Origin of the sequence: Streptomyces sp. NBC_00057 (assembly GCF_045041165.1) — a bacterium.
Taxonomy (GTDB): Bacteria; Actinomycetota; Actinomycetes; order Streptomycetales; family Streptomycetaceae; genus Streptomyces.
This window is the reverse complement of the sequence record NZ_CP108256.1, coordinates 4529268-4542587: the sequence shown is the minus strand read 5'-3', so window position 1 is coordinate 4542587 and position 13320 is coordinate 4529268. Positions and strand designations below refer to the sequence as shown.

Below are 13320 nucleotides of genomic sequence, written 5' to 3'. Positions count from 1 at the left end.
TGTCTGTCAGCGGCCGAGCTGGGCCAGGCCCTCGGTGGCGATGCGCTCGAAGACCTTCTCGTCCGCCGCGAAGTCGGAGTCCGGGATCGGCGAGTGAATGACAATCTCCGTGAAGCCCAGTGCGAAGTGGGTGCCCGCGAAATCCACGAAGGCGTCGAAGGACTGCAGCGGGCGGTCCGGCGTGAAACCGGTGAGAAGGATCTTGTCCAGCTCGCTGACATCCCGGCCGATGGACTCGCAGGCCGTGCCCAGCTTGGTGAGCTGCCCGCGGATGGCCTCGACGGACTGCTCCGGGGTCCCCGCTTCGTACAGCTTCGGGTCGCCCGTGGTGACCCAGGCCTGGCCGTACTGCGCGGCGAGCTTCATCCCGCGCGGCCCGGTGGCGGCCACTGCGAACGGCAGCCGAGGCCGCTGCACACAGCCGGGGATGTTCCGGGCTTCGTTCGCCGCGTAGAACCGGCCTTCGTACGTCACCGAGGTCTCGCGCAGCAGCTGGTCGAGCAGCGGTACGAACTCATCGAAGTGATCGGCCCGTTCGCGCGGCGTCCACGGCTCCTCGTCACTCCGGCGCAGCGTCGTGGCATCGAAGCCGTTGCCGCCTGCGCCGATGCCGAGGGTGACGCGTCCGTCGGAGACGTCGTCCAGCGTGATGAGGTCCTTGGCGAGCGTGACGGGGTGCCGGAAGTTGGGGGACGTCACGAGCGTTCCCAAACGGATACGCTCGGTTGATGCGGCGGCAGCGGTAAGGGTGGGTACGGCGCCGAACCAGGGCTGGTCGCGGAAGCTCCGCCACGACAGGTGGTCATAGGTGTAGGCGGCGTGGAAGTCGAGGTTCTCGGCTCGCTGCCACACTTTCTTCCCCTTGGCCCAGGGGTAGATCGGAAGGATTACGGTGCTCAGACGCATGGGCAGAGCCTACGCGGCGGCCGAGGGCCGCCATCCTCACGTCCGACCTCGACGACTTGTCCCGGTTGTGCGGCAGCAAGGTCCGGCTCATCGGCCTCTGACCGCAGCACTGTCCCGAAGTCGGTCACCGGAGTCCGTAAGAGCAGGGTGCCAGTCGGTTTCGCAGGTCAGTGCATGATGCATGAACGAGGCGCGACTGACGTGGACTTGTGCCCCACCGCCCACGGGCCTGTCGTTCGTGTCACGCCTCGGTCTGCTGCCAGACCGCGGTGAGCGCTGTGATCGGGTCGGTATCGGCCGGTGCCGCGGGCCACCATTCGCCGTCGTCATCCTGGAGGTAGGGGTACCAGCAGGTGTCGGGGCCCAGGCGCAGCTGGATGCCGTGGTCGGTGAGGGTGAGGCGGTTGCGCCAGGTCCGGAGAGGGCCGGGTGTGGTGGTCATCTCGGCGAGGGCTGTGGTCAGAGTGGCGCGGGCGGCCGACATCGTCGCCGGGGCTGGGGTGTGGGGTTGTTCGGCGACGGTGAGGCCCGTCGTGCCGCCGTGGCGCCAGGCGCGGGTGAGGCGGGCGAACTCGGTCGGTCTGGTGCCGGTGTTCTCGATCAGGTGGTGGAACCACTCGGGGCCGGGGCTGCACGCGGCGATCCGTACCGTGTCCTGGTGCTGGGTCAGGTGCAGGTCGGCGGTGTCACCCGCGAGGAGCCGTACGGCGCGTGAGGCGGTGTCGGCTACGAGGTGCTCCAGGTCCGTGGAGGTTAGGCCGCTGCCGGGTGGTGGGGCTACGGGCAGGGTTGCGGTGTGGGCGGCCGGTGCGGGGAGTTCTGGCAGCCCGGGGGCGTGTTCGGCCCAGTCGGTGTACGCGGCGGAGGCCGGGACGCCGGTCGGGGCTGGCGGGCTCGCTGCCTGCCGGGGCACCGTACGGCGTGTGCGCAGCTGGGCGAGGACCTCCTCGCGGCCTCGGCCGCGCAGCGCGAAGAGCACGAACGGGTCGGCGTCGATGGCGGCGGCGATGGCGTAGCAGAGCGCGGCGGCGTGTTTGCAGGGGTACCCCCAGTCGGGGCAGGAGCAGTCCGGGTCGAGTTCGGTGGGCTGAGGGAGAAGGGGGACGCCCGCCTGGCGGGCGTCGTCGACGAGTTCGGCGGGCATCTCGCCGTCGAGGAGCGCCGCCAGATGCCCGGCACGGGCCGCGACGGTGTCGAGCAGGGTGTCCCACTGGGCGTCGGTGAGGACGGGCAGACGGACCGAGGAGCGGTACGGGCTCGGCCGACTGCCCTGGACGGCGGCCTTGACCCGGCCCGGGGCGACATTGGCTGGGCCGACCTTGCCCTGACGGGCGTAGGTACGTCCGCGGGACAGGCGTCCGGCGTCCAGGGTGGAGTCCTCCAGGGCCGTCACCCACGCCTGGCCCCACCAGGTCGTGGCGAAGGCGCGCTTGCCGCGGGCGGGTGCGCGGCGCTGGCCGGGGAGTGAGCGGGTCATGACTGCCTTCCCAGGGCGACGAGTTCGGCGAGTTCGGCGTCGGACAGTTCGGTCACGGCGGCCTCGCCGGAGCCGACGACGGCGTCGGCGAGCGCGCGCTTGGACTCCAGCAGTTGCGCCACCTTGTCCTCCACGGTGCCCTCCGCGATGAGCTTGTGCACCTGGACGGGCCTGTCCTGGCCGATGCGGTAGGCGCGGTCGGTGGCCTGGTCCTCGACCGCAGGGTTCCACCAGCGGTCGTAGTGCACGACGTGGGTGGCGCGGGTGAGGTTGAGTCCCGTGCCCGCCGCCTTCAGCGACAGCAGGAACACCGGTACCTCACCGCGCTGGAAGCGCTCCACCATCTCCTCGCGCCGCGCGACGGGGGTGCCGCCGTGCAGGAAGAGGGTGGGGGTGCCGCGTTCGGCGAGATGTTTCTCCAGGAGGGTTGCCATCTGCTTGTACTGGGTGAAGACCAGCACCGACTCGCCCTCGGCGGTGATGGTGCCGAGCAGCTCGTCGAGCAGGTCGAGCTTGCCGGAACGGCTGCCAAGCGGCGTGGACTGGCGCAGGTACTGGGCGGGGTGGTTGCAGATCTGTTTCAGCCCGGTCAGCAGCTTGAGCACCAGACCGCGGCGGGCGATGCCCTCGGATTCCGCGATCTTCGCCATGGTCTCGCGGACCACCGCCTCGTAGAGGCCCGCCTGTTCGGCCGTCAGCGCCACGACCCGCTCGGTCTCGGTCTTGGCCGGCAGCTCGGGCGCGATTCCCGGGTCGGACTTCCTGCGGCGCAGCAGGAAAGGGCGCACGAGACGGGACAGGCGTTCGGCGGCCTCGGGGTCCTCGCCCGACTCGATGGCGCGGGCGTGCCGGTCCCGGAAGGCCGCGAGGGGGCCGAGGAGCCCCGGAGTGGTCCAGTCGAGGAGCGCCCACAGCTCGGAGAGGTTGTTCTCCACGGGCGTGCCGGTGAGGGCGACGCGGGCGCGGGCGGGCAGGGCGCGCAGCTCGCGGGCGGTGACGGCGTAGGGGTTCTTGACGTGCTGCGCCTCGTCCGCGGCGATCAGCGACCAGTCGGTCACGGCGAGGGCTTCGCGGTCGCGGCGCAGCACCCCGTAGGTGACCAGGACGATCTCGTCGCCGGCCAGGTCGTCGAGGTGGCGCTCGCCACCGTGGTAGCGGCGCACGGGAGTGGACGGCGCGAACTGGGCCGCCTCGCGCTCCCAGTTGCCGAGCAGGGAGGCTGGGCAGACGACGAGGGTGGGGCCGGCGGTGGCGGGGTCGGTCTGGCGGTGCAGGTGCAGGGCGAGCAGGGTGATGGTCTTGCCCAGGCCCATGTCGTCGGCGAGGCAGCCGCCGAGGCCGAGTCCGCACATCTCCGCCAGCCAGGCGAGGCCCCGCTTCTGGTAGTCGCGCAACACGGCCTTGAGCGCGGCGGGCTGCGGGGCGGGAGTACGTGACTCGGGATCGCGGATACGGGCGACGAGGTCGCCGAGCGCGCCGACCGCTTCACAGGGGATCTGCTCGCCGTCCCTTTCCACCTCGCCGGTCAGCGTGGCGCTCAGCGCCTCCATGGGCGTGAGCGGTTCCATCCGGCGGCGCCTGGCGCGGGCCACCAGCTTCGGATCGGCGACCACCCACTGGTCACGCAGCCGGACCAGAGGGCGGCGCGTCTCGGCGAGGGCGTCCATCTCGGCCTCGGTGAGCGGCTCGCCGCCGAGCGAGATCTGCCAGCGGAAGTCGAGGAGTGCGTCGGCGTCGAGGAGCCCGCCCGCACTGGAGCCGGGGGCGGTGCGCTGCCCGATCTCCGCGGTCGCGGTGAGTGCCTTGACCAGCTCGCGCGGCCAGTGCACGTCGATGCCGGCCGAACGCAGTGTGTCGGTGGCGTCGCCCAGCAGGTCAAGGGCCTCGTCGTCGGACAGGCGGAGTTCGTCGGGAGCGGCGTCCTTCAGCAGCCGCTGAAGAGGAGGCCAGGCGCGGGCGCCGCGGCGCAGCGCCAGCAGCGTCTCGGTCTCGGCGCGCGGGCCGAGCAGCCGTTCCACCTCGTCCGGCTCGCTCCACAGCCGGGCGGCCTCGACGACGAGCCCCGGATCCGCCGCGGTGTGCAGCTGCGGCACGGCCCGGAACACTCGGCGCCGTCCCTCCGGGGGGTCGACGCGCAAGGAGACGCCGACATCGGCGGTGAACGCGGCGGCGGTCTCCTCGGCCCACTCGCGCAGGGCGGGTACGGCACGCGTCTCGCGCCAGGCGTACGGCAGCGCCCCCATGGCGAGCGGCGCGGCCGGGGTGCGGACCAGGTCGTCGGCGACCGCGTCGCAGAACTGGCGTACCAGCGCGGCGGGTTCGGCGATCCGCACCGGAGGGGGGCCGGGCTCGGGCAGACAGTGGGCGTGGGGCGGGAACGCGGCGGCGAGGGCGTCCAGGGTCTGACGCTGGGCGGCGGTGAAAGGCCCCGCCTGCCAGGTGTCGTAGCCGGCGGGGGTGAGGGCGGGGTGGAGGCGGCGGTCGGCGAGCAGCCGGAGCGCGAGGCGGGCGGCGGCCTGCCAGGCGGCGGCGGACGGATGCGGTGGCCGCGCCCCGGTCAGGGCGGCGACGGCGAGGGCGGCGGGCAGCGCGTGGCCCGTCACCTTGCGCCGCCTGACCGAGCGGCCGTGCGGCAGCACCAGTTCCGCCGTGTCGGTCTCGACGCCGGTGGGTGCCGTGCCCTCGGCGGCGGCCGCCCCGGCGGGCTGCCACAGCAGCAGCCGGCCGAGGCGGGCGGGCTCGCCGGGCAGGAACACCGCCGCCCAGCCGTTGTCGAGCAGGCCCCGCGCCCAGGAGGCCGACTCCGGTGCCGCCAGCGGCAGCACACTCCTCCGGCCCGTGCCCGGCTCCCGTACGACGACTCGTGCCACCGTCCTCAACTCCGTCCTTCTGTGAGCGAGCCGCACCGTGCCTCGCTCATCACCACGTACCCGTCGTTCTCCGGTGAGTTCCGCCGCCCCGCCGTCACCGGCGGGAGCGCGCCTTGTTCGCCGCGGTGCGGATGCGTTTGGCCAGCCGCTTGTCGACGTCGCGCAGGCTCTCGCCCAGCTCGGCAAGCACCTGGGCGGTGGCCGGGTGCTCCACTCGCCACAGCTCGTCCACCCGCTGTTCGAGCACCTCTGGTGCCACGTTCGGGTTCTCCTGGAAGCCCAGGAGCAGCTCCTCGTCCTCCTGGGCACCGACGAAGAGCGAAAGACCGTCGATGAACAGCCACAACCGGGCCTGCTCCGCGCGCGCCGCATCCGCGTACGCGTCCGCCTCAGGGCGTGCGCCCAGGGCCGCGGCGGCCACCTGGCGGCATCCCTCGACGTCGGAGTCCGCCGCCTTGCGCAGCACGCGCAGTGCTCGCGAGTCGTCGAGTACGGCCAGCACCGGCTGGACCACGGCGCGTCTGGCCGCGATGTCGGGGCCGTCGCCCGCACAGGCGTCGAGCAGTCCAACCGCGGCGTCGGCCCCGGAACGGTGCTTCAGCCACCCTTCGACCTCTTGGCGCGTCTCCTCGGGGGAGTAGCCCAGAAGGCCCTGGAGGAGGGTGTCGGCGTCGGCTTCGGCGTACTCGCCGAGCAGCGGTGCGAGCGCACCGCATTCCATCAGGTAAGCGCGCAGTCCGTGGCGGCCGAGCGGGGTCAGCCGCATGCGGTCCCCGTTCTCGTGGTCCCACGGCCGGCCCGACGCGTCCAACCAGGCATCCGAACCGGCGAGCCCGTGCCCGCTGACGGCGTTCAGGGGCGTGGCCAGGACATCCTCGGTCGCGACATCATGGTCACCGGGCACGAACTCCACCGCGCCCAGGTAGGCGAGCTCTGCCGCCAGGTCCCGGAAGGCCGTCGCGATCAAAGCCAGGAGGAAATCGAGCTCGGGCCCTTCAGCACCCGCCTCTCGGGCTTTCGCCCGCAGGTCGTCGATCTCCACCCAGGCGCCGTCCAGGGCGCCGTACAGCTGCCCGATCAGCGCGTCGGCGATCTCGGCCGACAGCTCGCCCAGCTCGCCGAGCGATTCGTCCAGTACCCCCGTCTCGTCGATCTCCTCCAGCAGGTCGCCCAGGGTGACGGACCAGAGCTCCAGAAGATTCTCACCGGCGAAGTCGGCCGTCTCGCCGCCCCAGGCGCGGCCCCCGCTGATCGTGATCAGCCCGCGGTTCACGGCGAAACTCCACGGCTCGTCGAGAACGTCCACGTCCTTGGCGCTGCGCAGCGCCTTCAACGCACGGGCCCGGGCGGCGGCCTCGGCGTATGGCGAGTCCTCGTCGGCGAACTCCCATAGCCGGAGCTCCTCGACGGCCTCACGGGCGAGCGCGGGCCGCAGTACCCGGCCCGCGGTGACCTGCCGTCCCTCGCGACACCAGGTGGTGAGCCGCAGCGCCGAGTCGAAGAGCGGGACATCCCGCACAGCCGCCGCGAGGTCCTCCCGCGGAGCCAGGGTGACCGGGCGCAGCACGGGCATACTCGCGACCGGTCCGTCGACTCCGGGGTCGACCGGGCCGCCCGACCCTCGGCAGCGCCCGCAGGCGCACGATGCCGTGTCCTCGGCAGCCGGCTGTCCCCCACCGCCGCGCCCGGCCCGGGTACTGGCCGGCGGCTTCGCCGTGCCGGGCACCGTGTCCGGCGTCAAACGGGCCAGCCGCTCAGCGATCCCGTCCCGGGGGAAGGCTGTCGGGTCGTAGCCGGCCGACCGCAGCTCGGCGACCAGCTCGTCGTACGGGCCGTCTCCCGCCCTGTCGGGTACTTCGAGGTGTGCCAGTACCTCGCCCAGGCCCCACACCCCGCCGATGTCCTCGGCCGGTACGTCGGCACGACGGCCGCCGACGCAGCGCACCGCTCGCTCCGCGCCGACCGGTCGCGGCAGTGTCTTCTCCAGCGTGATCCGGTGCTCCCAGTCATCGCCGAAGTCGTAGACATAGCGCAGCCGCGCACCGTCCTCGGGCAGAACATCACCGAGCGCGGTGGCGTGCTGGTCGCTGCTGCCGGGGCCGAAGCCGAGATCGATGTCGCTGAGCCGGGCCGCGTCGCCGTACACCTGGCCGGACTCGTCGGTGAAGAGGTGCAGATGGCCACCCTGCCAGCCGAAGGCGGCCTGGACGGCGTCGTGCAGGGTGCGAAGAGAGGTGTCGGACGGCAGTACGAGGCGCCGCCACAGAGGCGGCTGGGTGCCGTGCAGCGCGATCTTCAGCTGGAGATCGGATGGGGCCGCCTCCGTGTCTCGTCGCATCCTTTGTCTCCCACTCGTCCGAGGCCGCTCGAATGGCCCCAGCATGACGGTCGCGTGTGTCCCAACCCAAACCGGATCACTTCGGCTGCGGCCACTTCGGTCGTTGGGGGCCCCGGTATCGCTCGCAGCGGATACCCTGCGTCCGCGCACCGACCTCGCGGCCCCGCCATTCGCGGACGCATACCTGGCGGGAAGACAGCCGTGGGGTGCGCATATCGCAGTATGCTCGCGTCATGGCGGATACGACGCGCATCACGGTGACGCTGCCGACCGAGCAGGTCGCCGAACTGAGGAAGCTCACCGACAACGTTTCCGGTTATGTCGCCGAGGCGGTGGCGCGGCAGTTGCGGCACCAGCTTCTGGGGGCGGACCTGCTGCGCCACCAGGAGGAACACGGGGCCTTCACCGAGGAGGAGCTGGCGGAGGCCCGCTCCAGGATCTCCGGGACGGCGGATGCCGGCGGGTCGGCGAGCGCGGCGTGAACGATCATGTCGAGACCGTGGTCCTGAACTCCCAAGGGCTCTCCGCCTGGATCGCGCAGGACCGCAAGATCCTTGCCATGTTCCAGGTGTTCCATGCCATGGGGGCCGATTTCGTCATCGGCGCCAACACCATTGTGGAAGTCAGCCATGCACGCGTGAACATGCCTCGGCTGCGGTGGGCGCTGTCCCGCGTCAAGGTAGAGCCGGTGACCGAGGGCGCGGCGAAAGCGTCCGCGGAACTGCTCAAGGCCGCGGGCCTGTACGGCCACAAGTACGCGATCGACGCGACAGTCGCCGAGGTGGCACTGCGCCAGCCGGGGCCGGTGGTCGTACTGACGTCCGACATCGACGACATGGCGCGGCTGTGTGGGGGCCGCGTCCGGCTCATCGGCATCTGAGCGGACGGGCGCAGGTGCCCGTGCCCCGGCCCCGGCCCCGGCCCCGGAGGGAATCCGCCCTGGTCACACCGTGATGGGTGAAAAAGGCTTGACTGAGGTGACGAGGGTGCCCAGACGCAGCCGCTGGGTGGCGGCGGCCGCGGCGGTGAGGGTCGGTACCGCGCCGAACCACGGCCCGTCGCGGAAGGTCCGCCAGGCCAGATGGTCGTAGGTGTAGGCAGCGTGGAACCCCAGCTCCTCGGCATGCTGCCAGACCTTTTGGCCCTCGCTCCAGCGGTGGATGGGCAGAATCACAGTGCTCAGACGCATGAAGACGACCTTACGGGTCCGAAAACCGGTGGGCGTCCTCGTGGAAGCGCACCGGCCCTCGGCGGGACCGGTCGTGGGATCAGCCGCCGGGATCAGTCGCGGAGACGCAGAAATGCGGGCGGTACGGCAGCGGTGAGCCAGACTCCGTTGGCGCTGACATAGAAGGTGTGGCCCGCGCGGTGCATCGCGGCCGCGTCCACCGACAGGACGACGGGGCGGCCGCGCCGGGCGCCGACCCTGGTCGCTGTCTCGCGGTCGGGCGAGAGATGGACGTGTGTGCGGGCCATGGGGCGCAGACCCTCGCTGCGGATCGCGTCCAGCACGCGGCCCACCGTGCCGTGGTAGAGGTACACGGGCGGCTCGGTCGGCGGGAGAGCGAGATCGACCGGGACGGTGTGGCCCTGGCTCGCACGAATGCGGCCGTCCTCGACGGCGAAGCGCTGTTTGTCGTTGACGGCGACGACATGGTCGAGTTCGGCCCGGGTGAGGGGGAAGTTGTTGCGGGCCGTGGCGCGCAGCAGTTCGTCGATCGTCACCCAGCCGTTGGCGTCCAGCGTGATTCCGATCCGCTCCGGCTGGTGCCGCAGGTGTTTCGAGAGGTACTTGGACACCTTGATGGTGCGTCTGTCGTCCATCCCGTCAGAGTGCCCGCGGCAGTCGTTCACGCGCATCCGGATTTCACCCCGATTCACTACAGCAATTTTATTCGCTGTAGCAATTTTCGTCCACAGGTTTGATCCACAGCCAACTTGAGTTATCCACAGGCGAATTGGCGATTCTGTGGACAAGCACCTGGGGAATCAACTGCTTTGGGTAATATGCGTTACTTCGTTGGTAGATGAGACAAGTGCACCCAATGTCCTTGACTGTACCTCGCGTTCTGCCGATGCCGCGACGAAGGCGGACACGTTCTCCGGACCAACCAGTCGTTCTACGGAGCGGATCGTCTCCGGTGGCAGATCCACCTGGCGCGTCATGGGGATCGAGGCCTTTGAGGTGAGAGGGGTGTCGGAGTCGAGATGGTGCTGCAGATGCCTGGTGGCGAATGTCCGCATCGCACGGGCCAGTTCGGCATCCACTGTCTGCTGGGCGAGTGGACGCAGCCTGCGCACCATGGCGGCCGCTTCTGCCGCGTCCGAGTCCGTCGGCGGGCGATGACCGAGATAGCGAGCGAAGACGTGCTCCGTGGTGAACTCCAGGAAACGCGAGGCGATCTGCTCGACCTGGCCGCGAAGTTCCCTCAGATGGCACGAGATTGCACTGAGCGGTACACCGGCTGCGTACAACTCGAATGCCACGGCCAGTTCTTGAGGGCTCGGAACCAGGAACTCGTCGTCCCGTCCCGGGATGCGTTCGAGTACGCCGAGCTCCACCGCCTCGGCGACCGCCTCGTCGTCCGGGCTGCCGCCGAACCTGGTGTTCAGTTCGGCCCGGGTGATCCGGTCGGCCTGCTCGTCGGTCCAGGGGCCGTGCACCTCGGCGACGAGCCCGAGCACCCCGCCCAGACCACGGCCCGTGTCCCACGCCTCCAGGAGTTCCTTGATGCTGGCCAGGGTGTACCCGCGATCCAGCAGATCGGCGATCTGCCGGAGCCGGGCGAGGTGGGTGTCCCGGTACACATTGGCCCGGCCTCGCCGTTCCGGCGTCGGCAGCAGGCCGCGGTCCTGGTAGGCGCGGATCGTACGGACCGTGGCGCCGCTCGCATGCGCCAGGTCCTCGATCCGGTACTCGGTGGCGGACCGGCCGGCCACCGCCGACGACTGCCCGGGGCCACTCACAGCGGCGGCTTCAGCCGGGCGATCCCGCGCAGCGCACCGGGACTGAACCGGGACAGGAACCGGGCGCCGCGGGCCTCCGGTGTCACCGGCACGACGGCCTGGTTGCGCACCACTGCCTTGAGGATCGCGTCGGCGACTTTCTCCGGCGGATAGTTGCGCAGCCCGTACAGTCGGCTGGTCCGCTTCTGCAGACGCTTCTCCTCCACGGCGTCGGCACCCGCAAAGTGCGTCGTAGAGGTGATGTTCGTGTTGACGATGCCGGGACAGATCGCGCTGACGCCGATCGACCGGTCGGCGAGCTCGGCCCGCAGGCACTCGCTGAGCATCAGCACGGCCGCCTTGGAAGTGCTGTATGCGGGCAGCGCCCGGGAAGGCTGATAGGCGGCGGCGGAAGCCGTGTTGACGATATGGCCGCCCTGGCCGCGTTCGACCATCTGCTTGCCGAAGATCCGGCAGCCATGGATGACACCCCACAGATTGACGTCGAGGACATTCTTCCAGTCCTCGCTCGTGGTCTCCAGGAAGGAGCCGGACAGGCCGATCCCTGCGTTGTTGACCAGGACGTCGACGATGCCGTACTCGGTGGCGACCTTCTCGGCGAGCTTCTCCATCGCCTGTTCGTCACTGACGTCGACCGCTTCGCCCCAGGCTGCCGGGGAGCCGATCAGCCGGGCCATCTCCGCCGTCCTGGCCGCTCCCTCCGCGTCCCGGTCCACGGCCACCACCCGTGCTCCCGCCTCGGCGAAGGCGAAAGCGGTGGCCCGCCCGATGCCGCCTGCCGCGCCCGTCACAAGGACCAGCTGTCCGCCGAACCGGTCCGCGTACGCCCCGGTCGGCGCGGTGTCCTGCACCGGCCGGCCGTCCTCCCGCGCCGCCTCGTTGGCTGCCACGAACTCACTGATCCAGGAGGCGAGCCGGTCCGGCCTGGTGCGCGGCACCCAGTGCTTGCCCGGCAGGGAGCGGCGTACCAACTGGGGGGCCCACAGCTCCAGTCGGTCGTACAGCTTCTCCGACAGGAAGATGTCGCCGGTCGGCGTGATCAGCTGGACCGGTACATGCGCATAGGCGTCGGTACGGGGTCTGCGCAGGCGGGCCCGGACGTTGTCGCGGTAGAGCCAGGCGCCGTGCGCCGCATCATTGGGCAGTGAGGGCGTCGGATAGTCACCCGCGGGCACCTTCTCCAGTCGCTGGAGAATCCGTGGCCACTGCTTGCCGAGCGGGCCGCGCCAGGCGAGCTCGGGCAGGACCGGTGTGTGCAGCATGTAGATGTACCAGGACTTGGCGCCCTGGCCGAGCAACTGGCCGACCCGGCGCGGGGTGGGCCGGTTCATCCGCTGCTTGATCCAGTGCCCGAAATGGTCCAGGGAAGGCCCGGAAATCGAGGTGAACGAGGCGATCCGGCCCTCGGTCCGCTTGACCGTTACGAACTCCCAGGACTGGACAGACCCCCAGTCGTGCCCGACCAGATGCACCGGCCGGTCCGGGCTCACAGCGTCGGCGACGGCCAGGAAGTCATCGGTGAGCTTCTCCAGGGTGAAGCCGCCGCGCAGGGGTATCGGCGCTGTGGAACGGCCGTGCCCGCGCACGTCGTACAGCACGACGTGCCACTGGTCGGCCAGTTGCCTGGCGACATCCGTCCAGACTTCCTTGCTGTCCGGGTAGCCGTGCACGAGGACGATCGTCGGCCGTGCCTCGTCGCCCAACTCGGCGACGCACAGATCGATTCCGCCCGTACGCACCCGGCGCTCGCGCGCTCCCGGCAGGCTCATGCCGCCACCTTCTCCTCGGCCCAGTGCCGCACATGCGGCAGATCGTCGTCCAGCCAGAAGGCTCTCTGTTCGGGGTCCTTGGAGTCGGTGACCACCAGGATCTCCTCGAACTTGGCGCCCGTACCCCGGAATCCGAGGTGGGGTTCGACCGCCCACAGCCCGGGCTGGGGCGGATGGTCGGAGAAGCGGTATGGACTCCACAGCGGCGACCAGCCGTCCCGGTGTCCGTGCAGTGCGTCGCTCATCAGGCCTTTGAGCGACTGGGTGCCGAAGCCGAACACATGGGGGGACCAGCGGTGCTCGGCGACGCGGTCGATCTTGTGGGCGATGACGCCGAAGGGATAGGCGCGATGCCTGTTGGCGTACCCCTGCTTGATCATCAGGCGTTCGACGTCCTCGTAGACCTCGCGCAGCGAACGCCGCTCCCGCACCTCGCGCAGAATCAGCTCACGGTGGACTTCCAGATCGGCCAGGAGCTTGTCGTGCAGGGGACTGAGCCCGAGACAGCCGGAGTAGCCGATATCCGCTGTGAAGCCCTTGTGCACCGGGGCCATGTCGAGGATGAACGGCATCCCCGGCTCCAGTTTCCTGTCGGTCGGGAAGAACTGCAGGGGCACCTTGAAGCCGGCGAACGCCGTGCGGTCCCCGAACCAGGCGAAGGGGAGGTGGAACCAGTCCCGCACCCCGCGCTCGCGCAGCCAGTCGCGCTGCATGCGGGCGGCCTCGCGCTCGGTCACCCCCGGCGTGAGCCGGGCGGCAACCGCCTCGGCGCAGTCGTACGCGAGGCGTTGTACTTCTCTGAACCCCCGCAGCTCCGGGGCCTGTTCGTCCTTCACCGCCGAGGTCATGCCACCGTCCGTTCCCTGCCGTGTGCGGTACGTGCCCGTAACGTGACACTGATGAATGTGACAATGTCCGGCGACTACGTCAAGAGGTACGCGGAGACCTGTGGACAGCCCGGATAGACCCTTCCCCCGGCCTCCGGGCTCCTCC

Annotated in this window: 10 protein-coding genes and 1 pseudogene; 2 read left to right on the top strand and 9 right to left on the bottom strand. The window is 70.5% G+C overall.

The features are described from left to right. Positions 1-6: 6 nt before the first annotated feature. The 4 genes from OG953_RS21330 to OG953_RS21315 all read right to left on the bottom strand — a co-directional run bounded on the left by OG953_RS21330 (position 7) and on the right by OG953_RS21315 (position 7591). On the bottom strand, positions 7-906 hold the full coding sequence (locus tag OG953_RS21330) for an LLM class flavin-dependent oxidoreductase (protein ID WP_405686163.1): 900 nt from the start codon (positions 904-906) through the stop codon (positions 7-9). A gap of 241 nt (positions 907-1147) precedes the next feature. Next, positions 1148-2383 carry an SWIM zinc finger family protein gene (locus OG953_RS21325; RefSeq protein WP_405686162.1) on the bottom strand — a complete coding sequence of 412 codons (1236 nt, stop codon included), beginning with the start codon at positions 2381-2383 and terminating at the stop codon, positions 1148-1150. Continuing rightward, positions 2380-5163 carry a DEAD/DEAH box helicase gene (locus tag OG953_RS21320; protein WP_405691965.1) on the bottom strand — a complete coding sequence of 928 codons (2784 nt, stop codon included), beginning with the start codon at positions 5161-5163 and terminating at the stop codon, positions 2380-2382. The genes OG953_RS21325 and OG953_RS21320 overlap by 4 nt, the downstream gene beginning before the upstream one ends. A gap of 184 nt (positions 5164-5347) precedes the next feature. After that, positions 5348-7591, bottom strand: a complete 2244-nt coding sequence (locus OG953_RS21315) for a plasmid pRiA4b ORF-3 family protein (protein ID WP_405686161.1) — start codon at positions 7589-7591, stop codon at positions 5348-5350. 233 nt (positions 7592-7824) lie between these two features. Here OG953_RS21315 and OG953_RS21310 point away from each other — a divergent pair, with 233 nt between their 5' ends. Then, entirely contained in the window at positions 7825-8073 is a 249-nt protein-coding gene (locus tag OG953_RS21310; protein WP_405686160.1) for a hypothetical protein, read from the top strand. After that, complete coding sequence (locus OG953_RS21305; RefSeq protein ID WP_405686159.1) at positions 8070-8471, top strand: DNA-binding protein; 402 nt, start codon at positions 8070-8072, stop codon at positions 8469-8471. Before OG953_RS21310 ends, OG953_RS21305 begins: the two co-directional genes overlap by 4 nt. A gap of 66 nt (positions 8472-8537) precedes the next feature. Here the strand turns inward: OG953_RS21305 and OG953_RS21300 are convergent. The 5 genes and pseudogenes from OG953_RS21300 to OG953_RS21280 form a co-directional block, all read right to left on the bottom strand. Beyond that, positions 8538-8780: pseudogene (locus tag OG953_RS21300) on the bottom strand (LLM class flavin-dependent oxidoreductase); the annotation flags it as partial. 92 nt (positions 8781-8872) lie between these two features. Continuing rightward, positions 8873-9415, bottom strand: a complete 543-nt coding sequence (locus OG953_RS21295; protein WP_405686158.1) for an RNA 2'-phosphotransferase — start codon at positions 9413-9415, stop codon at positions 8873-8875. A 165-nt stretch (positions 9416-9580) separates the two neighbouring features. Next, positions 9581-10558: a MerR family transcriptional regulator gene (locus OG953_RS21290; protein WP_405686156.1), complete on the bottom strand. Its 978-nt coding sequence runs from the start codon at positions 10556-10558 to the stop codon at positions 9581-9583. Next, the gene (locus tag OG953_RS21285) at positions 10555-12327 is read right to left on the bottom strand and encodes an SDR family oxidoreductase (RefSeq protein ID WP_405686155.1); all 1773 of its coding nucleotides are present in this window, start codon (positions 12325-12327) and stop codon (positions 10555-10557) included. Before OG953_RS21285 ends, OG953_RS21290 begins: the two co-directional genes overlap by 4 nt. Continuing rightward, a complete protein-coding gene (locus OG953_RS21280; protein ID WP_405686153.1) occupies positions 12324-13175 on the bottom strand; it encodes a M24 family metallopeptidase in 852 nt (283 codons plus the stop codon). The genes OG953_RS21285 and OG953_RS21280 overlap by 4 nt, the downstream gene beginning before the upstream one ends. Positions 13176-13320: the final 145 nt, after the last annotated feature.

Bases quoted from the DNA above. Each gene is read 5' to 3' on its own strand.
- OG953_RS21325 (WP_405686162.1), bottom strand. From the start codon at position 2,383: ATGACCCGCTCACTCCCCGGCCAGCGCCGCGCACCCGCCCGCGGCAAG.
- OG953_RS21280 (WP_405686153.1), bottom strand. From the start codon at position 13,175: ATGACCTCGGCGGTGAAGGACGAACAGGCCCCGGAGCTGCGGGGGTTC.
- OG953_RS21295 (WP_405686158.1), bottom strand. From the start codon at position 9,415: ATGGACGACAGACGCACCATCAAGGTGTCCAAGTACCTCTCGAAACAC.
- OG953_RS21315 (WP_405686161.1), bottom strand. From the start codon at position 7,591: ATGCGACGAGACACGGAGGCGGCCCCATCCGATCTCCAGCTGAAGATC.
- OG953_RS21285 (WP_405686155.1), bottom strand. From the start codon at position 12,327: ATGAGCCTGCCGGGAGCGCGCGAGCGCCGGGTGCGTACGGGCGGAATC.
- OG953_RS21330 (WP_405686163.1), bottom strand. From the start codon at position 906: ATGCGTCTGAGCACCGTAATCCTTCCGATCTACCCCTGGGCCAAGGGG.
- OG953_RS21310 (WP_405686160.1), top strand. From the start codon at position 7,825: ATGGCGGATACGACGCGCATCACGGTGACGCTGCCGACCGAGCAGGTC.